The sequence below is a fragment of the Bradyrhizobium sp. BR 1433 genome (assembly GCF_051547665.1).
Classification (GTDB): Bacteria; Pseudomonadota; Alphaproteobacteria; order Rhizobiales; family Xanthobacteraceae; genus Bradyrhizobium; species Bradyrhizobium australafricanum.
The window spans coordinates 3,232,937-3,251,269 of the sequence record NZ_JBPUGG010000001.1 but is presented as its reverse complement, the minus strand read 5'-3'; the positions used below and the strand labels follow the sequence as shown (position 1 = coordinate 3,251,269).

Genomic DNA, 18,333 nt, shown 5'->3' with positions numbered 1-18,333 from the left:
CGTCTGCGCGCTGTTGGTGCCACAGCCCGAGCCTGGTCACCGCGAACCGGTGCCGGAGATGTGCGGTCGCAGAGGCTTGCCATTGTCAAGACCCGCGAGCTTGCGGGCCTTAGCGAAGTTGCTTTGCAGGCCGGTCGCCGACAGACGGCAGCCTCGCGAGCTGAGGAAGAAGGCCTCGCCTTTGGGCCTGGGAAACACGGTGTCGCGCTCACGGACGTATCGACGAAGGGCTGCCTGGGTCGTTGGGTGAACAGGAATCAGGCGGTCTTTACGGAACTCTGGTTTTACGGACGAGGACGACCCCGTTGGTCAGATCGACGTCGCCGCGATCAAGGCTGACCACTTCGCCCGATCGTAATCCCGTGCTGGCCAACAATCCGATTAGCGTCGCCATCGTGCGGCCCCTGAGAGGGTTCCCTGGCGAAATGAAGCTGCATGCGTCGATAAGCGACGTCGGCTCAGCCTCACTTAGGATGCGCGGCGGCGGAATCGCCCTGGACCGCGGGAAAGCTTTGCGCTCCAAGACCTCGGTCTGGGGGTCGTAGACGACCAGGTACTCGTAGAATTGGCGGAGCACGCCGTGACGGACCGCGCGGCTGTCGGCGGCGCCACCGAACGACAGGACGAAGTCCAGCGCCATCGTCCGGGTGGCGGGCGCACCCAGCTGAGATCGCTCGACGTAGCGAACGAAAGCCCGCAGCGTGCCGGCTTGCTTGTTGAAGGCGTAGCCGAGGGAGCGGCGCAGCTCGATGTAGCGCTCGACCTTGTCGTCGAGGAATGCGGCGAAGGCGGTCATGCGGCGCCTCCCGGAAAGGGGAGCGCGACCTCAGCGAGCTGCGAGGCCGCGACCTTCACGTACAGCGCCGTTGTGTCGATGCTTCGGTGCCCTAGAAGATCGGCGACCTCGTTGATCGGCCTTCGTCGCCCCACGAGCTGGGTGGCTAGACTGTGGCGCAGGAGATGTGCGCCTCCGGCGCGACCGAGCTCGATCCCACCATGCTGCAATCGCTTCCGCACGATCCTCGAAACAGACGACGCGTACTTGAATGATCCCACGGGCGGCGTGAAGGACAGGAACAGATGCTGACTATCGACCTTCGGTCGAGCCCGCAGGATGTAGTCGGCGAGCGCGGCGCCGGTCTCCTCGATGAGCGGGGCCACTCGGTCACGCTTGCCCTTGGTGCGCCGGACAAAAACCTCGCCAGCTCGCCAGCCGATATCCCGGAGCTGAAGAGCGCGTAGCTCGCCGTTGCGAATGCCTGTGGTGGCGAGCAACAACAGGACAGCTCGATCGCGAAGGTCGATCGGCGTCGCCTTGCCGATCGCATCGATGGCGCGGCGAACATCATCCCACGAAAGCCGGGGCGGTAAATGGGCCAGTCGCCAATATGGCGTTCTTGGAACGATGGGAGCCAGATCCTGCTCGTGGTGGCCACCCCAATGCAGAAAGTGGAGAAACGTTCGGATGTGAGAGATCGCCGCCGTGCGAGTGCCGGAGGTCGCCGAGAGCGACAGCCGATACTCGACAGCGGCAAGGACATGCTCTGCCGTCAACGCCTCGAGGCCTTGGCCAGGATGGCGATGGCGGAGCCAATCCAGAAAGCGCCGTGCGCCCAAGAGAACGCCATCGCGGGACCTTGGCTCAAGGCCTCGTACCCTGCTCAGATAGTCAGAAAAGGAGCGCAAAAGCGGAGCGTCCGGATCATCGACTACAATGGACGTCGAAGCAATGAATCGGTCGGGCGCCACCCGTCGCGCGTGTTGGAGCGCAGACACTGCCGCAATCCGCGGTGAGTCCGTGGTGAATGTGCATAGATAGCTATCGACGATAGCTTCGCCGATCGGCCGTGAACCGCAATGTGCTGCAGCAAAACGGCCGAACCGCGCGATCCGGCTCAGATAAAGCTTAGCGGATGCTTGCTTGTAACCGAGCGAGAAAAAGTGCCCCGCGATGCGATCCATCTCGGCGCCGAGCGCCCCGTCACGAAGGCGTTTAAGCACCCCACGGTACGAAAAATAGAACTCGAGCATTGTGCCCCTCCGGCGTTACGGCGCAGGGGGATCCCGCGTCCGCACGAGGGGCACAAAATATTATGTGGCGGAGGAATCCAGCCGTGGCCGGCCCTGGCTGGCGTTAGGGCGCCTCGGCCACATAATCTCGTCCGACACATAAGAACGGATCGAGACCAAGCATCTCCTGCACCTTCGCAGCAAGCCCATCGTGCCCACAGCGGAAGTCGACGGGCCGCATCGCGATGTAAATCTTCAGCTCGGCGCCGGGGCAATCATCGTGACGCCCGCACCGCGCGGATCACTCGAGACAGCTGCTCCCCATCTATCGCCGCGTCCGCCCGGACGACGACGTCGCCAATCGCAATCTCGAGCTTGACTGTCGGAACGTAACGCTCCTCAAACGGCCCCTCCGCGACCAGCGGCGCGAACGGCGGCTGCGGAGCCTCGCACGACGGCAATTCGCCGCGCTGTCGGAAGCGTCGTCGCCAATCGTAAATTTGCCAGCGCGTCGCCCCGTGCTTGCGCGCCACCTCCGCCACCTGAGCGCCGGGCAGCAGACTTTCGGCGACGATCCGAGCCCGCTCGGCCAGCGACGATCTGATTACCGGCCTCCTCAATCGCAATGGCCTCGAGACCGGCAACGGCAATCGCTGGACCCGCGAGCGCATCACATCAATGCGCTCGAACTACCACATCCCGGTGTTCAAGCCCGCGGAGGACGGGATCGAGCCATGGCTCAACCTTGGCAATGCCGCAAAGCTCTTGGAGTCGCGCCCAAGACGCTCTGGCTTGCCGCTGAAGACGGCGAGATCGAATCCATCCATCCTCTGCCGGATGGTCCTTGGATCTTCGTCCGCCTCGCTGACAACAACTGCTGCTCAATCTATCGCCGAACGAGCGCGACGGAACCAAAAATGCCCACGGGATCGCATCCCGCTCAACAAAATCTCTTCTCTTCAATCACATAGCCAGATGAGTGTTCTGATGCGCAGTTGTAATAATCTGCACCAATCCACTTTTCCTGGGCGTCCGCAAGGGACAGGACCCAATGGACGTTGAGGCGTTCTTCGGCCCGGAAGCGACCGTTGATGGCGATGCCAATCTTTGAAGGCGAGGGGATCTCTCACGCCCGTTTGCGATGAAGTCGCGCAACGGCGGCCTTGATCTTACCATTACAAGGGTTGCGTCCCCACGTCGAGAGAGTATCCGATTGCATGTACGGTACGGATGTAGTTAGGTTTGCCGTCCTCGTTCAGCGCCTTGCGGATCCGGGCCATATGCACGTCGACGGTGCGAGCCACGACGTGAACATCCTTGCCCCAGACGACCTGCAGCAGTTGCTGTCGCGAAAATACTTGGCAAGGATTAGACATAAAATGGCGGAGAATCCGAAACTCAATAGGGCCGAGATGAACCTCGCGACCATTGCGAAAGAGTTGATATGCCTTGAGGTCCATGACGATGTCCAAGAAGCTTAGCACGCCGCCGCCCTCGGTAGCTAACTGAACCGGACAGAGCATTCCGTTTATGCGTCTAATGAGGTCAACGACTGGAAACGGTTTAAGCAAGTAGTCAGTTGGCTCGATCTTCAAGCAGCGGGTACTATCGACTTCATCGAAACCGTAAGCCATTATTATGACGGGGATGCGGCGCGTCGTGTCGTTACTATAGAGCTGTCTGCGAACGGTCATGGGCGAGTCGCGTCCGATAGCTGAATCGAGCACAATCAAGTTCGGTCTGGACGTGTCTGCCAGACAGGCGATGTCGTTGCTCTCATCAGCAAGCAGGCAATTGAAAGCCTCTTTCTCCAGAAGATGCTTGAGCAGGTCGATGTAGGCCTTCTCACCAGCTAGCAATAGCACCGGCCGGCTCGCAGCGCTTGAGGCGACAAGATCATTACTCAAGGTCATTACTGGTGACTCGTGGGCGGGCCGCAAGCACATATCGCTCCCAACAGCTACGGGCGCTATTTTGTAGCGGCGAATTTCCATTGGTCATCGCGCAAGGTCCGCAAGGTCCGCAAGATGGTTATCATGTCCCGAGCCTGGGAACAGCCAACCAGATCCAGGAGGCAAGATCGATCCGGACGTGGAAGGCTTTATTGTACGCCGCTCATGTTGCCGGCCGGGCGCTGCAGAAGCGAAGGTGGCGATGAACCACACCGACGCGAACGGCAGCCCACAAGGCCGAGCAAAAAGCGGGACGGACCGATCGACGCCCATATCATCGACGACACCGGCTTGCCGGTGTTGCCGTTAATACTGTGGCAATCAGCACAATTGTCAGGTAGTACTATGCTGTCTATCGATCATCATGCCAACCTGCCAATTGCCTGGCGGCTCTACGTGCTAGGGGAGTCGCAAGCGATTGCAAGCTGCGCAAGAAGGTAGGCGTGCCGGAAGAGATCGCATTCAGATCTAAATCAAAAATTGCCGTTAAGCAGATCCGCCGGCTTTAGTGAGGCCAAGCATTTCGGGTGGCGCGGCTTGGTTGGATCCAGCATGGCCGACGTCGCGTTACGGACGACACTCTCCTCCCAGACCTCGGGTGCCTGCGTCGCAGACCATCACCGAGTGCGAGACCGTTACCGTCCAAGGCCTTGTGCCGGGGCCAAAATGCCTGCGCCGCGACAATGGGCAAGGCGCCTCGCGTAAAGAGCTTGCTTTCGGCCTCCCGACCGAAGGCTAGAAGACTATTTCCTGATGCGAGGGATCGTATGTGTTGCCGCGCTCGGTCTTGCGCGACCGCACATTCGCATCGAAAACCGCGACTTCGAGCGGAGCGAACCCCAGTCCGAGGAATGGTAGCTGATCGACTGGGTTCGGGGGCGAGAGGGAACCGACTAAATATTGGCTCTCGACCCTAAAGCTCGATCAGCTGGTTCTCACAAAGGGCAACCTCGTCCGGCATGAAAGTCTCGTCATGAGACGAGCCTCGCAAAATTCCCTTTCTTGGTCAAAACGGATCTGCGCGATAACTACTCGGTCGGACGACTGTTTGCCGTCCCCGCGGTGGCGCGCATTCATGGATCATCAGGAACGTCAGGACGTCGCGAGGCTCTGCGGCGCGGACAAAAGTGTTTGAGCGTTTGAGCTCGGCGAAGACCTGCTCGATCGGATTGAGGTCGGGACTGTAGGGAGGCAGGAAGAGCAGATGCGCTCCTTGGCGCGGATGGTGTTGCTGGCCGCCTTGCCCTTGTGACCGCCGAGGTTGTTGAGGATGACGGCCCCGCCCTTCGCTAGGGTGGGCGCCAACGGCTTCACGGCTTCTCGACATAGAGGGTGAAGAGTTCGCCATTAATGGGGCCGTCGATGACCCATGGCGCGCTGATCCGATCGTAGCGCAGCGCGATGAAGGTCATGGTCTTCTAATGGCCGAAAGGCGCAGATGCTTCGAGACGCTGCCCACACGGTCCCGCAGCCGCGCATGTCTCGTCGATAGAGACCTACCACGAAGCGTTAGGAGGTCAATGTCTATGGCCGCTGAGCCGATTTCAATTGGATCGGAAAGTTACAACGCCGGTCGCAAGCCAAGCCGGAGTATCACCACCCAAGCAGTAGCGAGACGATAAATGCTCCCTTGGTACGTGCTGCTGCACGAGGAGAGGCTGCAGTTGTTCAGGGAGCGCTGTGACGCGCCAGCACACGCTGGAAGTGATCTTGGCCCGTCTTGGCCGAGAGCCCTTCAACGTGAAGGGCTCTCGCGGCCGGTGCCATCTCTAGCAAGCCCGCGACAAAGCTTCGGTTCAGGTTTTCCTTTGTCAGCCGAAAGGTCAGATTCGGGTGCTTACCGAGTATCTCAGCGCGTGCAACGGCTGCTCCCAGAAGCTCAGCGGGTTGGACGACCTCGTTTAGTAGTCGGTGCTCGAGTGACCAAGGTACGGATAAGACGTCACAACCGAAGACGATGTCGATCATGGCAGCACGACTAACGACCTTTTCAAGCATATATCCTCCTACAGCGCAGCCCAAGCCATGTTTCAGCTCCCACATGCTCAATTTTGTGCTCGCGCATCCGACGCGCCAATCGCATACCAGAGCGACTTGGAACCCCACGCCAATCGCATACCCGTCGATGGCGGCAACAACCGGCTTTGGTACCTGCAGTACCGCGATATAGAGCTCGATCAATCGATTGATGTAAGCCTCGATTTCGCGAGGCTTCAAGAGCCTGCTTGTCTCGGAAAAATCGCCCCCACTGCAAAAGGAGCGGCCATCGCCACCTGTTAGGACAAGCGCTTGAATTGATGGATCGTTGCGCACTTCGCAGCACGTGTCGGCGACAAGCTGCTGAAGTTCGGCGCTCAGTGGGTTGCTGCGGCTCTTATGGTTTAACTGAGCGATGAGCACATTGCCGCGCTTGTATTTCAAAAGAGCATCCATAAAGCGTCTCCTTCGTTAGATCGCAGGAACTCAACCGTTATCAATGTCGCGAAATTTCCCAGCCCGCGCCGATTTACTCGGGACAATGGACCATTGGGTGGCAGCATTCCGTTCTTGTCATCGTCTTGCGCGCGTGAAGACAGAAACCCATCATTACTCGACCGAAGTCTTTCACGATCGTTAGTCCTTTGCGCTCAGCAACGATCGCTGTGGTGATACATCCGTCGCTGATGCCTGCAAGGCAATCTCCCGCAGCCTGAGCGGTGCTACTAGTCAGTAGTTGTCGCATTTCGGGCGGTACGAGCGCAGCAGGGGAAGGGTGCGTCGAACAAGACGTGGGCATTTTCCCAGTCCGAGACGCGAGAACCAGTGCGTGAGTCGACATCAAGAATACGTCGATTAAGGTGAGATCAGAGATGTGGCTGTATATGATTGAATGGAGATTTGGATACGCGATAGGTGTCAAAAGAGCTCCTGCATTATCGAGCAACACCGAATCCGCTGCGTCTTCAAGTGTGGCGTGTAGAGTGATCCGTCCCACGATTCCATGGTCCGCCAACCAATGCTTGGCAGCGAGCTCACAGTTCGTGCCGCGCGGGCCAATGGTGTAGAGATTGCGAACCGAATCAGGCGATCTGTATTCCATTCTGTTCTCTTGCCGATGCGCTGGGGACATGCATTGAACGCAAGTTCTGTTTGCAGGTCGAGCAATTGTGCGAACACCAGGATGACGCGCCGCTACCCGAACAACAAGCAAAGCTTTCATGAAGCTTATGTTGAAATATGATTTAAGCGGTGCCGTCGACCGATCCCCCTCTTGCGATACGCCGAACGACGGGGGAGCACAGCTATTGGCTGTTGCGCGTCATTTGTAGAACCGAAACCGAAATTTGATGCAACTTTGATGTCAACCGGTCGACGGTTGTGATCCAATGCGTCCGATCGGAGAGGCGCTGCGGTACAATGCGTAGGCAGGCCGCCGTATTTGGGCGAGAAAACCAAGAGCGGTCGATAGGTCTCGGTATGGAACGATCCGACACTGCAGCTCAGCCGGAGGTGCGGCTACAGCTCGCACATTTGCTGGATCCCGGAAGCTTTGTTGAAATAGATGCGATTGCGGAACACGATTGCGAGTATTTCGGGATGAGGGGACGCAAGGAAGAAGGAGATGGCTTAGTCTCGGGTACTGGCCTTGTGAATGGTCGCAGGATCGTTGTTTATGCCCACGACGCTAGATTTCTGGCTGGCAGCTCTGGGAAAATGCACGCACACAAGATTGTTAAGGCAATTGACTTAGCTCTGAAAATAGGGTGCCCAATAGTCGCCCTCAATAATTCCTCCGGGATTCGCATTCACGAGGGGATCGATGCGGGTGTGCACTTCGGGGAAGTCTTCTTCAAGACAGTCAAGGCCTCGGGAGTTGTGCCCCAAATATCGGTTATTTTGGGCGATTGTGCGGGTGGAGCAGCCTATACACCGAGCTTGACAGATTTCGTCATCATGACTGAGGAGCGGGGCAACATGTTCTTGACAGGTCCTGCCGTTATCAAAGCCGCCACAGGAGAGGATGTTACGAAGGAACAGATCGGTGGCGGCCGGATGCACGCCGAGATCACGGGCCTATCGCAGTTTTTAGTGCCCTCATCTATCGAGGCCCTGCATCTGGCCAGAGAGCTCCTAGGCTTTTTGCCGCAAAACAATCGCGAGGCGCCCGACCGGCGACGAGCAGATGTGACGTCGAATGCAAGCAACGTGGAACAACTGATCCCGGTAGATCCGCACAGCCCGTTCGACGCGACTGATGTCATCAGAGCCGTCGTGGACGATAGTGACTTCTTGGAGGTCCACCAGCTCTTTGCGCGTAACGTCGTGGTCGGATTTGCTCGCATTGCCGGCATGCCCATTGGAATTGTGGCGAATTAGCCCAATTGGCTCGCCGGCGCGTTGAGCGTCGCTGCGTCGGAAAAGCGGCGCGCTTTGTGCGCGTATGTGATGCTTTCGGAATCCCATTGGTAACTCTGATCGACGTTCCGGGTTATCTGCCGGGATTTCAAGAGGAGACGGCTGGCATTTTGAAAGCTGGCGCAAAGCTCCTTCATGCATACTGTGAAGCAACTGTGCCTAAAATCGCGGTCATCATTCGCAAGGCATATGGCGGAGCATATCCGACCCTGGCGAATAGACTGGCAACTGATATGTGTTTTGCGCTGCCCAACGCTCAGATAGCCATTATGGGTCCAGAAGGCGCGGTTGACATCATATTTCGTCGCGAAATTAAGGACGCCCGTGATCCCGACGCAACCCGCGCTCTGAGGTTATCAGAGTACCAGGACAGTTTTGCTAGCGCGGCCTACGCTGCGAGGCGAGCTTATATTGAGGGTATCATTGAACCTGATCGACTGCGAGATGTCCTGCAAATGGCGTTGCTACTGCTCGATCTTGAAGATTAGCAGCACCCCGGGTCGGCGGCATTCGAACATTCCACTGTAGTAACAACGCATGTTTCGGAGCCCGGCGTGATCAAAGATGTCCTGGTATGCTGCAGGGGTGAAATAGCGCTGCGGATCATTCGCACATGTAGTCGCATGGGGATAAAGACGGTTGCCTCATATCTATCGGAAGATGAAGGATCTCCATTTGTATGCGCGGCCGACGAATGCTATCGCGTTAGGGCAGAGCCAAGAGATGTTGGCGCGATTGGCGAGGAATTGCTGACGTTCGCTCGCAACTCCGCCATAGGAGCGGTTGCACCCGGTTATGGCGCCTTGGCGGAAAATCCGAGCTTTGCTGCGGCTGTTGTGGCGCACAATCTGCGCTTCGTCGGGCCAAGTCCGTACTCGATTCGCGCGATGGGGACAAGGCGAGCGCGAGGCGGATGGCGGCGGAGGTGGGCTTGCCAACCCTGCCGGGAGTGACGCGCCGACCTGCGACCTTGCCGATGCCGCAGCGGCTGCCGCAGCCATAGGATACCCCGTCGTCCTAAAAGCGGTGCTAGGCGGTGGTGGTCGAGGGATGCGTCGCGTTGCAACAAAAGACCACTTGCCGGCAGCGGTGGAAGAGGTCCGCCATGAGGCAATTGCCGCATTCGGCCGCGAGGACTTCTATGTAGAGAAATATCTTGATAATATCCGCCACATCGAAGTTCAGCTCATTGGCGACCAGCATGGCAACTTAATGTCCCTCGGCACTCGCGAATGCAGCGTCCAACGAAATCACCAAAAGGTAGTTGAAGAAGCCCCAGCACGGTTGGGTGCGGCTCTCGAGGGTCAGCTCAACGAGGCCGCATGCCGGTTGGGTAGCCACATCGGGTACGATAGTGCTGGCACCGTCGAGTTCTTGGTGGATCGCGAAGGGGCGTGGTACTTCATCGAAATGAACACGAGGATCCAAGTCGAGCATACAATCACAGAGGCAATTACCGGAATCGATATCATCGAACTCATGCTCCAAAGCGCCTCATCCTCTCCGCTGGCGGTCAACGAATTGAACATTCGGTTCAACGGTCATGCGATGGAGTTTCGCGTCTGTGCCGAAGACCCCTTTAACGCGTTTCGTCCCGAGCTCGGTACGGTAGAACTCCTTCGCTTACCCAGCGGTCCGGGAATTAGGTTGGATTCTGGCATCGAGCAACATTGTAAACTGTCGGTACATTTCGATAGCCTTTGCGCGAAACTCACATTTTGGGGGCCTACCCGTCAGGTGGCGCTGACGCGCGCCAGGATCGGATTTGAGGAATTCGGGTTGGTCGGATTTCAAACGAATGTTCCCTTTCACAAGTGGCTAATGCAACAGCCCGAATTCATCGCCGGGGACTATGACCTGTCCTTGGTGAACAGGTTTTCATCGGTTGCGCCGATCGACGGGGAAGACTTGGCATTGCACCTGATTGCCGCCTTACTGGCGGATAATGATCTGCGAGCAAGCCGGCGGCCACATCCCAATCCCGGCGTTCATCCGTCCGGATGGCAGCTGGCGAATGAAGAGTGGTCTAGAGGCAAGTTCTGATCTACGGCGCGAAGGCGGGTTGGCATGAACAGGGTAACGCGCTCGGTGGCGATCGGAGACGAACAACACCTCGTTGACGTCCAGTGGCTCAGCGAAACCAGAGTGGTAGCGGCAATCGATGGAAAACCATATGAGCTGGACGTATGGCTTGTAGCACGCGATTGTATTGTCATTGCCCGTAATGGCAAAAAGTGTCGTTTCTACTTCGCCGGAGGTGATGGCATGATTCGGCTCTGTGGCGACGGTGTGCATCGGGTTGCAACCGTGGCGCGGCCGACGGCACGAGCGCCGATGAAGAGAAGGGGCGGCACATCGAACCACATTCTCAGCGCCAATGCACGGCGTCGTTGCAAGAATATTGGTGAAGGAAGGACAAGAAGTAGCGACAGGAGAAAGGCTGATGGAGCTTGAAGCGATGAAGATGATAAATGCAATTGCTTCGGAGTCACCGTGCACAATTAAGAAGGTCCATGTCGCGGAGGGTGAATCCGTTGCTCCGCAGCAGCGACTCTTTACAACCGCAGCCGTGTGATAATAGCCACTTCAATCACCACTATCCAGTCGTCCCGCGAAGAACGGCGATCCGTCGCTTTTTGGCAGGGTGCTCACCCGAGGGTAGCGCCAGCTTGCGACAGCCTACGAGCGTCGAGATGGGATTACCGCTACAGCTGTCCTGAAGCGTGAACTCAAGGGTTCGTCGGACAGGATGTGAGCACCCGTTAGAAAGGGATCAGTCGCCCGTAGCCGTGGAGCGATCGACGACCAAAGCGATGAGGTCGACCATCGCGCGCAACCCGATGCACGTCAAGCGCTTGGGCTGAGCAAAATGCAGAAGCTCACGAGTGTCGTCTTTGATGCTGCGGGGTAAACCACTCTCGGGCCCGCCGCCGGTGCGGCATGGTTCAGCCAGCAATTCAATCTGTTTCCACATCTGACCGTGCCGCAGGTATCCTCCGTTGAGGCTTTCAATTACCCACATCCTCCACCATCATCTGATCCAGAATCATGGTTGTTTATAGATTCAGAGCCCTCAGATAAATGCAACGGTAGTGCTACGAAAGACTGAAAGCAGCTCGTTGAACGGCTGGGCAATCTTAGCCGATCGGATGGTGCCAAGCGTTGCCGCCTTTGAACGCCCGTTTCTCTCCATCCATTCCGCCGAAATTGACGGAGTTCGCATCGACGCGGCCCTCGATGTGCTGATCTGGGGCGACCGCTCTTGATCGAGGGCGCCGGCAGGCTGATGGTGCCGCTGAGTGGCAGCGCAGGCTGTGCTGACGCTCTTCGAGCGTCGGCGGCTTCCAGTCGTGCTTTGCGCCTGGAGGCACTGGGTACCGTGAATCACTCGCTGCAGTCGATAAGCGCTCTGCGAAAGCCGGTGGTCTCGACAATGTCTTTTTCTCCGACAGTGGCTCCGCGAGCACGGAAATAGCCTTAAAAATGGGACACCAAGCTTTTGGCATTACATCGGCAGGCAGAGAATACGCGTGGTAATGTAGCACTCCTGCCACGGCGATATGGTGAGGCGATGTCGGTTGGTGCCCGTGGCGTGTTCAACGCCGGGCGTGGGTCCCTGCTCATTACCTCAATTCCGTTCCCGGCGAGTGGTCGTGGGCGGGCTACACTCGATGCGCTCGAATCTGCATGTTTCCGGCCGCCTTTACTGTGGAGGCTTATTGGGGCGGGCGGGATGCTGATGTACCCAGCTTGGGTGTTAAGAGCGACGAGGGGACTCCGCGAGGTCTCGGATGTCCTGTTCATTGCCGACAAGGTCATGATGGGCTGCGGCACCGCACTGGAACGCTATTCCTCTGCGAGCGGGCGAATTCACGCCTCAGGCCTCACGGGAAGCTCGATACTCTGCTGCGCGGATATTTTCAATGCGAATTGTCCGAATCATCGTACATACGTCCTTTCATTTGAGTTGCGAATCTCGTGGCGTGCGCCGCCGCAAAGGCCAACCTGGATCTCTGGGAAGATCGGGAAACTCGACAACGCGTGGCGTCGGCTGCCACGATGCAGAACAGGCAATCGAGCCATTCCACGCCGACCCGCGCTTTGCAAAGGTTTGTCGGGGCCGGCATCATCGCGGTACTCAACCTAAAGACGAGAGATGCCGGCTATCTTGCGGGTATCGGTCCGAGGGTTTAAGCTTTCTTCAAGAACCGAAATCAGCTGCTGCGCCCGCTGGGCAATACGATCTACGCGATGACGCCTTACTGCGTCACGGCGGCACACCTTGAAGAAATCTATGCCGGCGTCCGCGATGCTGCCGATGCGCCGGCTTGAGGGCCGCGCTTCGCGGCACTTGGTAGCTTAGCAGTTCCGGCGGCAGTGCGATGTCCGGTTGAAGACATCTGTGCCTGTAGCCCGACACTAAGGTGTGAGTACTCGCCGGTACGGCACAAAGCGCATGGATTTGCGTCTCTTCAAGCAAGGCTCGCACCGCGTTTTCTTTTGGCACGTCCATTGCTGGGATGGTGAAGGATACCACAATGACGGCCTCGCAGCCCCGCTCCAAGGAGTTCAAATGAAACTTCTCGATTTATCGAGATCAATCCCATAGACAGCGGCGCTGTCGAGTGCGGTTCCGCCAAATTGAAGCTTAGCTGCATCCGTAGCTACGCGAAGCAGATAAGCGAAACAAGCGTCCAAAAAGTACGATACCGTCATTCGAAAGAGCCAAACCCGCGATCTCGAGATTTTCGGGTTCATGGCTGTGACCATGCGCTGGACTTCAAAGAACCGAAAGCACGTCAATGTACGTCAATGTCCAAAAGCCTGATCGGCTCGCTCGCCATCCTCGACCTCGAGCCGATCGAGGTGAATTCTGTTCCGCGGCAACAGTCCGAAGACCAACTGGCGAGTGGTGTTCGGCGGCCAGGTGATCGGGCAGGCGATGCTAGCCGCATGCCGCACGGTCGAGGGCTGGCTGCCCCATTCGCTTCATTGCTATTTCCTGCCCGGCGACCCGCAGCTGCCGATCATCTACCAAGTCGAACGCATGCGCGACAGCAAGAGTTATTCGGTGCGGCGCGTCACCGCGATCCAGCACGGCAATGCGATCTTTTCCATCAGGGGTCCTTTCAATCGTTTCGCGCCGAAAAGAGGGCAGCCCCCTCAATCACCAGGACAGGATGCCCGATGTGCCGCTGCCGAAAAACTCGCCGCGGAGGAATTGTCCAAGCAGCCAATGTTTCCCGAAATGCTTGGCGACCGCGGTCGGCAGCCGGATGTTCGGAAGAGAATTGATGGGATCGGCTTGACCAGCTTGCGCTTAGAAGCTGGGGCGCTTTCGTCGAATGAGGGGGCTGTTCACCCCTGATTCTAATTCCACTTGGGGAAAAGGCTGGATGGCTATCGATTACCAACGTCTGAAGGACTGGAAGATTCCGGTCGTCGAATTGCGGTATACGCAAAAGGACTCGATGCTGTATGCGCTCGGCGTTGGGCTCGGCTCGGACCCGGTCGACACGCAGCAGCTGCGCTTCGTCTACGAAGAGCGGCTGCAGGCTTTGCCGACGATGGGAACGGTTCTCGGCTATCCCGGCTTCTGGCTGCAGGATCCCGCAACGGGTGTGACGTGGCAGCAGGGGCTGCACGGCGAGCAGAGCATCGAAATCCACGAACCGCTCGCGCCGGCCGGGCACGTGGTCGGTCGGACATGGGTTGAAGAGGTCGTGGACAAGGGCGCCAGCAAGGGGGCGCTCGTCTACCAGCGCCGCACGCTCACGGATGCCGCCAGTGGCCGCAAGCTGTGTACCCTCGTGTCCTCCACCTTCTGCCGCGCCGACGGGGGCTTCGGAGGACCGCCGCGCGCCGCGCCTGCACCGCACGCCATTCCTCAGCGCGAACCGGACACGTCCTGCGACCTGCCCACTCTACCGCAATCGGCGCTGCTGTATCGGATCAATGGCGACTACGCTCAGCTGCACGTGGACCCGGAAGTCGCGCGCAGTGCGGGCTTCGACCGTCCGATCCTCCATGGCCTTTGCACTTTCGGCGTGGCAGGTCATGCGCTGCTTAAGGGCATCTGCGCCTACGAGCCTGCCCGCATACGCAAGATGGCTGCGCGCTTTTCAGCACCCGTGTATCCTGGGGAAACCATCCGCACGGAGATCTGGCGCGACTTGCCGGGCCGTGCCTCGTTCCGTTGCCGCGTCACTGGACGCGACATTGTGGTGCTCAACAACGGTTTGCTGGAATATGAGGACTAGCACTACTTTGGCAGATTGTGTTTTCGCCGCTGTTTTTCACGGATTTCCTTTCGGCAATATGGGCACTGCTGAGGCGGCGGCCGAAGGATGAGATCGACGATGGCGTGACGTACGGCTGGCATGGTTGGCTGAGGCGGAGGCCCGTTGATTCTTTTTTTCCGCCCCGCGTGTGCGAGGCGGCGATGCTGCAGGAAGGCGTAGGCAATCATTGTCATCAGGGCGTGGCGATGAAGACCCTGCCATGATCGCCCCTCGAAGTGATCAAGTCCGAGCTCCTCCTTCAACTGCTGATGCGCCTGCTCACAAATCCATCTTGCCTTGATGGTGGCGGCTAGTGTGCGCAGATCCGTCGCCGCAGGGAGATTGGCAAGATAGTATTTCTTCTCCCCTGAGGCACGTTGTTCGCCAATGAGCCAAGCTTCGTCGCCCGGGAGATGCTGCTGACCCTTATCCCAAATCCGCTGAGGAGGGCCGTCGGCGGTGCGGACACGGAGAGCAGCAAATCGGGCTTTCAGCCGACCTTTCGTCCCGCTGCGCCAGCTCACGGCTTTCCATTTGGCGCTGGCCAGCATTTGTTCTGCCGCAATCGACAAGATATCGGGCACGTGGTGCTTTCGTGGTTTCCCGCGGACTTTGGTAATCGGCCAAATGAGTTTCACATCGACCGGATACACATTCAGGTGCCGAGGGATGCCGACAGCCCAGACCAGCCCGCGCTCTGTTAGCCCTTGTCGAAATGGTGCGCTAAGTCCGTATCCTGCATCCGCCAGCACACATCCAAAGCGCACGTTGGCTGCCATCGCGCGATCAATCTCGGCCAAAGCAATTTCCGGCTTGGACCGTGGCGTTCGGTGTTCGACTGGCACGCGAGCACGCGTCAAACGAGACACGTCGCTTGTCCAACTGTCAGACAGAAAGAGACGTAACGCGACCATCACTGGCACTTCGCCGCGCGCAAGCGTCAAAGACACCAGCGTTTGGCAATTTGCCGTTTTGCCGAGAGCCGACGCGTATTGAGCCGCAACACCAACCGAGCGTTCGCCCTTCTTCGGTAGTGAGGTGTCATCAATAACGAGCACCGCATCCCTACCGCCGACAAGTCGGTCCGCCTGGTTAAGCAGCTCCGTCTCCAGCGGCGTCGCGTCCCAGACACCGTCCGCAATGAAATGGTGCAGCTGGTCGTAGTTGCCCGTGGCAAGGCGCTCCGCCATCGGCTGAACGCTCTTGCGATCGCCAGGACCGATCAGTCCCGCAACATAGAGAGGACACATCCGCTGCCGGGTCTTATGACCCAGCCGGTCCAAGAACGGCATCAGCCAGCGTTCGAGTTCGTCTTCCCATCCGGGCATGGTCAGCCCTCCCAGAGCCGACCACCCATGAATCATTGAAAAATTGATTCGGGAATCCTATAAAACGCGGCAAAATCAACAATCTGCCAAAGTAGTGCTAGGCACATATCCGGCCAGTTCGACGTCGGCGAGAGCGACGGCGTCGCGATGCTTCAACCACTCGGAGAAACTCAATTCGCTACTTCCGACGGCGAAACACTGCGCGTGGCGCACGACGACGCCATCCGCGCGATCCTCATCGCGGGCGATAACGGCTTCGTGGGGACAGAGCGAGCGACAACATCGCTCGCGCGCGAAGTCGAGGCCGTCATTTGCGAGATTCCCCAGATCGCGGATATGGCCGTAGTGTCCGTTCGCGATGTCAGCGCGGCGGGTAGGCCAAGAATCTTCGTGGAGCGCATTCTCGGTCTTACTCCTGCGCGTCTTGCCGCTTTCAATGTGCCCCGTACATCGCCGCCGTTTCAGCGCTTCCGAGAGCCGTCACCAGCAATAAGGTGCTGAGACATGAACTGATGGCCGTCAGCGATCCGCCGTCCGGCACCTACGACAACGAAGTGCTGGTGCTGAAGCCGCCGTTTCCAGTTCGCGCGCTTGCTAGTTCGATAGTTCAAGCGACCCAAAGGACCGCCATGATCACTGTCGGCTCCGCCATCAACTCGACATTAGTAATCGGACGTATCCCGCAATCACTACCTGCGTCGATCTTCTCTTGGTCGGCGCCGGACTGGTCGGAATCGCGACCGCGCTTTGATGGCGCGCGCATCGGCGCAAGATCACGTTGGTCGACGAGGACCGCGGTAGGGCTGCTCCTAATAGGTATGGAGTTTTCAAACAAAAGGGATTGATCGATGAGCGGGTGAAAGTCGTAGAAAGAACATGGTCCCGCCCATTCTGCAGCATGCTGCTCGCCAACCTCCGCAGACGCGGTGCAGGACGGAACTGAAATCCGATTCATGAAAAAGGAAGAGCTAGACTTTATGCCCGTGGTCAATGCTATTGAAGCATAAGCAAAGGCCGGACGTCGGGCTTTGTTAGAGTGAAGCTGCACACGAGCAGGAGATGGGACGCTCATGACGACGGTCGATCACACTTTTATTCTCGGATTGGTTGCCGCCTTCCGTGTTTCGTCTCAGGGCTGACCCCGGCATCTAGAGGCGGCCATCTCGCGGGCGACCGCCGTGACGGCCACCGGCGCCTTCTTGCCGGCTGCTATCAGGCGACGATAGGAGCGCAGTGTCTGGCTTGGGCTCGCCAAGCGATGTCGCGGACGGCCTTTGGAAGCTGTTCAATGCGGTACGCAGGGTCTAGCTGACGCGTGCTGGATAGCGATAGGTCCATGCCCCTCCGATGGGGACGCGGCGAGCACGGCGATTGCCGGTGAAAGTAAGGCCGGCCCGCCGCACGGTGTCGCCGGTCGAACGCTCTGACGGCACGAGGCCGAGGAATGACATGAGTTGGCGTGGGTTGTCGAACCGACGGACGTCGCCGATCTCCGCAACGAATCTGATGGCCACGAGAAAGATACGCCACGCATTGGCCTGACATGCCGCGACGACAGAACGCCATTGACCAGCCCGGGGCGACTGCGGCGAGCTGCTGATCAAGACCGCGTAACCGTCCGACTGCGTCCTCGATCGCGTTGATGGCATCTTGGAAGACGATTTGCTGCGCCGGAATGCGAATGAGCGCGGGTCCAATGCTTAAGCACAGTGAAGATCCGACTATGAAGGAGCAGGAACGCCACCAACTGCTGCCGCTTTTTGCGTAGATCGTCCGCCGTTGACTTGCGCGCTCGCGTCAGGTCACGAACGGCTTCATGGACCGCATCCGACACCCATACCGAGGTCAGTTCGCCTGCTCGATGCAACGGCGCCAGCGTAACGGCATCACGTCGATTCTTAGCCCGGTCGCCAAGCTTCTTTGGCGTAAGCGATGGCGTAACGACCGCACAATCGTGTCCGAGGCCTTTGATCTGGCGGTGTAGCCCATATCCCGGTGGGGCCGTGCGGCTTCATATAGCGTGTCGCGAGTTTGCCGATCGCCTTCTCGACTGTCGCCGGCGAACTATCGATCTCGCCGAGGTACCGAAGCTCTCCGTCTCGGACGACCTCCGCAAACTGTCAAGGCACATACCTCTTAGATGTATCAAATCCGACGAACGCTTCGCTATACTTCTGCATCGTCCGTCTTCAGTGCATGAGGCAGGCTCGGTCCTCCGAGCATCCCCCGCAATTTTGCACGAAAGGGCAGACCGCCGATCTCAGCGGGCAGACATAACGGCTAGACCGGCGGCTGCTGTCGCGCCTTGTTTTCGTTGATACGTGCGGCATACATAAGGGAAGGGAATGAACGATCGCAGCCGTGGTC

General features: G+C 58.4%; 14 protein-coding genes and 6 pseudogenes. 10 read left to right on the top strand and 10 right to left on the bottom strand.

The features are described from left to right. Window positions 1-268: 268 nt before the first annotated feature. The 7 genes and pseudogenes from ACSKB9_RS16045 to ACSKB9_RS16015 all read right to left on the bottom strand — a co-directional run bounded on the left by ACSKB9_RS16045 (window position 269) and on the right by ACSKB9_RS16015 (window position 6,395). Window positions 269-796 (bottom strand): tyrosine-type recombinase/integrase, encoded by a 528-nt coding sequence (locus ACSKB9_RS16045; RefSeq protein WP_438074202.1) that lies wholly within the window; start codon window positions 794-796, stop codon window positions 269-271. Further along, window positions 793-2,031 (bottom strand): tyrosine-type recombinase/integrase, encoded by a 1,239-nt coding sequence (locus tag ACSKB9_RS16040; RefSeq protein WP_438074201.1) that lies wholly within the window; start codon window positions 2,029-2,031, stop codon window positions 793-795. Before ACSKB9_RS16040 ends, ACSKB9_RS16045 begins: the two co-directional genes overlap by 4 nt. 103 nt (window positions 2,032-2,134) lie before the next feature. Continuing rightward, a complete protein-coding gene (gene tnpB / locus ACSKB9_RS16035; RefSeq protein ID WP_438080244.1) occupies window positions 2,135-2,257 on the bottom strand; it encodes an IS66 family insertion sequence element accessory protein TnpB in 123 nt (40 codons plus the stop codon). 28 nt (window positions 2,258-2,285) lie between these two features. Next, entirely contained in the window at window positions 2,286-2,681 is a 396-nt protein-coding gene (locus ACSKB9_RS16030; RefSeq protein ID WP_438074200.1) for a transposase, read from the bottom strand. Window positions 2,682-3,185: 504 nt separating this feature from the next. Beyond that, a complete protein-coding gene (locus ACSKB9_RS16025) occupies window positions 3,186-4,004 on the bottom strand; it encodes a winged helix-turn-helix domain-containing protein (RefSeq protein ID WP_438074199.1) in 819 nt (272 codons plus the stop codon). A gap of 1,096 nt (window positions 4,005-5,100) precedes the next feature. Next, window positions 5,101-5,425: pseudogene (locus ACSKB9_RS16020) on the bottom strand (transposase); the annotation flags it as partial. A gap of 205 nt (window positions 5,426-5,630) precedes the next feature. After that, window positions 5,631-6,395 carry an enoyl-CoA hydratase/isomerase family protein gene (locus tag ACSKB9_RS16015; protein WP_438074198.1) on the bottom strand — a complete coding sequence of 255 codons (765 nt, stop codon included), beginning with the start codon at window positions 6,393-6,395 and terminating at the stop codon, window positions 5,631-5,633. A gap of 1,023 nt (window positions 6,396-7,418) precedes the next feature. Here ACSKB9_RS16015 and ACSKB9_RS16010 point away from each other — a divergent pair. The 5 genes and pseudogenes from ACSKB9_RS16010 to ACSKB9_RS15990 all read left to right on the top strand — a co-directional run. Continuing rightward, window positions 7,419-8,318 carry an acyl-CoA carboxylase subunit beta gene (locus tag ACSKB9_RS16010; RefSeq protein ID WP_438074197.1) on the top strand — a complete coding sequence of 300 codons (900 nt, stop codon included), beginning with the start codon at window positions 7,419-7,421 and terminating at the stop codon, window positions 8,316-8,318. Window positions 8,319-8,404: 86 nt separating this feature from the next. Then, a complete protein-coding gene (locus ACSKB9_RS16005; protein WP_438074196.1) occupies window positions 8,405-8,845 on the top strand; it encodes a carboxyl transferase domain-containing protein in 441 nt (146 codons plus the stop codon). Window positions 8,846-8,911: 66 nt separating this feature from the next. After that, window positions 8,912-9,175: pseudogene (locus ACSKB9_RS16000) on the top strand (biotin carboxylase N-terminal domain-containing protein); the annotation flags it as partial. Between the two features lie 4 nt (window positions 9,176-9,179). Further along, window positions 9,180-10,400 (top strand): ATP-grasp domain-containing protein, encoded by a 1,221-nt coding sequence (locus ACSKB9_RS15995; protein ID WP_438074195.1) that lies wholly within the window; start codon window positions 9,180-9,182, stop codon window positions 10,398-10,400. A gap of 331 nt (window positions 10,401-10,731) precedes the next feature. Next, window positions 10,732-10,932, top strand: a pseudogene (locus ACSKB9_RS15990) (acetyl-CoA carboxylase biotin carboxyl carrier protein subunit); the annotation flags it as partial. Window positions 10,933-11,130: 198 nt separating this feature from the next. Here the strand turns inward: ACSKB9_RS15990 and ACSKB9_RS15985 are convergent. Continuing rightward, complete coding sequence (locus tag ACSKB9_RS15985; protein ID WP_438074194.1) at window positions 11,131-11,379, bottom strand: hypothetical protein; 249 nt, start codon at window positions 11,377-11,379, stop codon at window positions 11,131-11,133. 97 nt (window positions 11,380-11,476) lie between these two features. Between ACSKB9_RS15985 and ACSKB9_RS15980 the strand changes: the two genes are divergently transcribed. From ACSKB9_RS15980 to ACSKB9_RS15970, 3 genes and pseudogenes are all read left to right on the top strand, one after another. Beyond that, on the top strand, window positions 11,477-11,623 hold the full coding sequence (locus ACSKB9_RS15980) for a hypothetical protein (RefSeq protein ID WP_438074193.1): 147 nt from the start codon (window positions 11,477-11,479) through the stop codon (window positions 11,621-11,623). Window positions 11,624-13,169: 1,546 nt separating this feature from the next. After that, a pseudogene (locus tag ACSKB9_RS15975) lies at window positions 13,170-13,608 on the top strand (acyl-CoA thioesterase); the annotation flags it as partial. A gap of 145 nt (window positions 13,609-13,753) precedes the next feature. Then, complete coding sequence (locus ACSKB9_RS15970; protein WP_438074192.1) at window positions 13,754-14,617, top strand: MaoC/PaaZ C-terminal domain-containing protein; 864 nt, start codon at window positions 13,754-13,756, stop codon at window positions 14,615-14,617. A 36-nt stretch (window positions 14,618-14,653) separates the two neighbouring features. Here ACSKB9_RS15970 and ACSKB9_RS15965 read toward each other — a convergent pair. After that, window positions 14,654-16,002, bottom strand: a pseudogene (locus ACSKB9_RS15965) (IS701 family transposase). 111 nt (window positions 16,003-16,113) lie between these two features. Here ACSKB9_RS15965 and ACSKB9_RS15960 point away from each other — a divergent pair. Then, on the top strand, window positions 16,114-16,467 hold the full coding sequence (locus tag ACSKB9_RS15960; RefSeq protein ID WP_438074191.1) for a hypothetical protein: 354 nt from the start codon (window positions 16,114-16,116) through the stop codon (window positions 16,465-16,467). Window positions 16,468-16,478: 11 nt separating this feature from the next. Next, window positions 16,479-16,811: a hypothetical protein gene (locus ACSKB9_RS15955; protein ID WP_438074190.1), complete on the top strand. Its 333-nt coding sequence runs from the start codon at window positions 16,479-16,481 to the stop codon at window positions 16,809-16,811. Window positions 16,812-17,095: 284 nt separating this feature from the next. Here the strand turns inward: ACSKB9_RS15955 and ACSKB9_RS15950 are convergent. Continuing rightward, a pseudogene (locus tag ACSKB9_RS15950) lies at window positions 17,096-18,146 on the bottom strand (IS110 family transposase). Window positions 18,147-18,333 lie beyond the last annotated feature (187 nt).

Coding starts and splice junctions, on each gene's coding strand:
- ACSKB9_RS16045 (WP_438074202.1), bottom strand. CDS start 796: ATGACCGCCTTCGCCGCATTCCTCGACGACAAGGTCGAGCGCTACATC.
- ACSKB9_RS16040 (WP_438074201.1), bottom strand. CDS start 2,031: ATGCTCGAGTTCTATTTTTCGTACCGTGGGGTGCTTAAACGCCTTCGT.
- ACSKB9_RS16030 (WP_438074200.1), bottom strand. CDS start 2,681: ATGCGCTCGCGGGTCCAGCGATTGCCGTTGCCGGTCTCGAGGCCATTG.
- ACSKB9_RS16025 (WP_438074199.1), bottom strand. CDS start 4,004: ATGGAAATTCGCCGCTACAAAATAGCGCCCGTAGCTGTTGGGAGCGAT.
- ACSKB9_RS16015 (WP_438074198.1), bottom strand. CDS start 6,395: ATGGATGCTCTTTTGAAATACAAGCGCGGCAATGTGCTCATCGCTCAG.
- ACSKB9_RS16010 (WP_438074197.1), top strand. CDS start 7,419: ATGGAACGATCCGACACTGCAGCTCAGCCGGAGGTGCGGCTACAGCTC.
- ACSKB9_RS15985 (WP_438074194.1), bottom strand. CDS start 11,379: ATGTGGGTAATTGAAAGCCTCAACGGAGGATACCTGCGGCACGGTCAG.
- ACSKB9_RS15970 (WP_438074192.1), top strand. CDS start 13,754: ATGGCTATCGATTACCAACGTCTGAAGGACTGGAAGATTCCGGTCGTC.
- ACSKB9_RS15960 (WP_438074191.1), top strand. CDS start 16,114: ATGCTTCAACCACTCGGAGAAACTCAATTCGCTACTTCCGACGGCGAA.
- ACSKB9_RS15955 (WP_438074190.1), top strand. CDS start 16,479: ATGGCCGTCAGCGATCCGCCGTCCGGCACCTACGACAACGAAGTGCTG.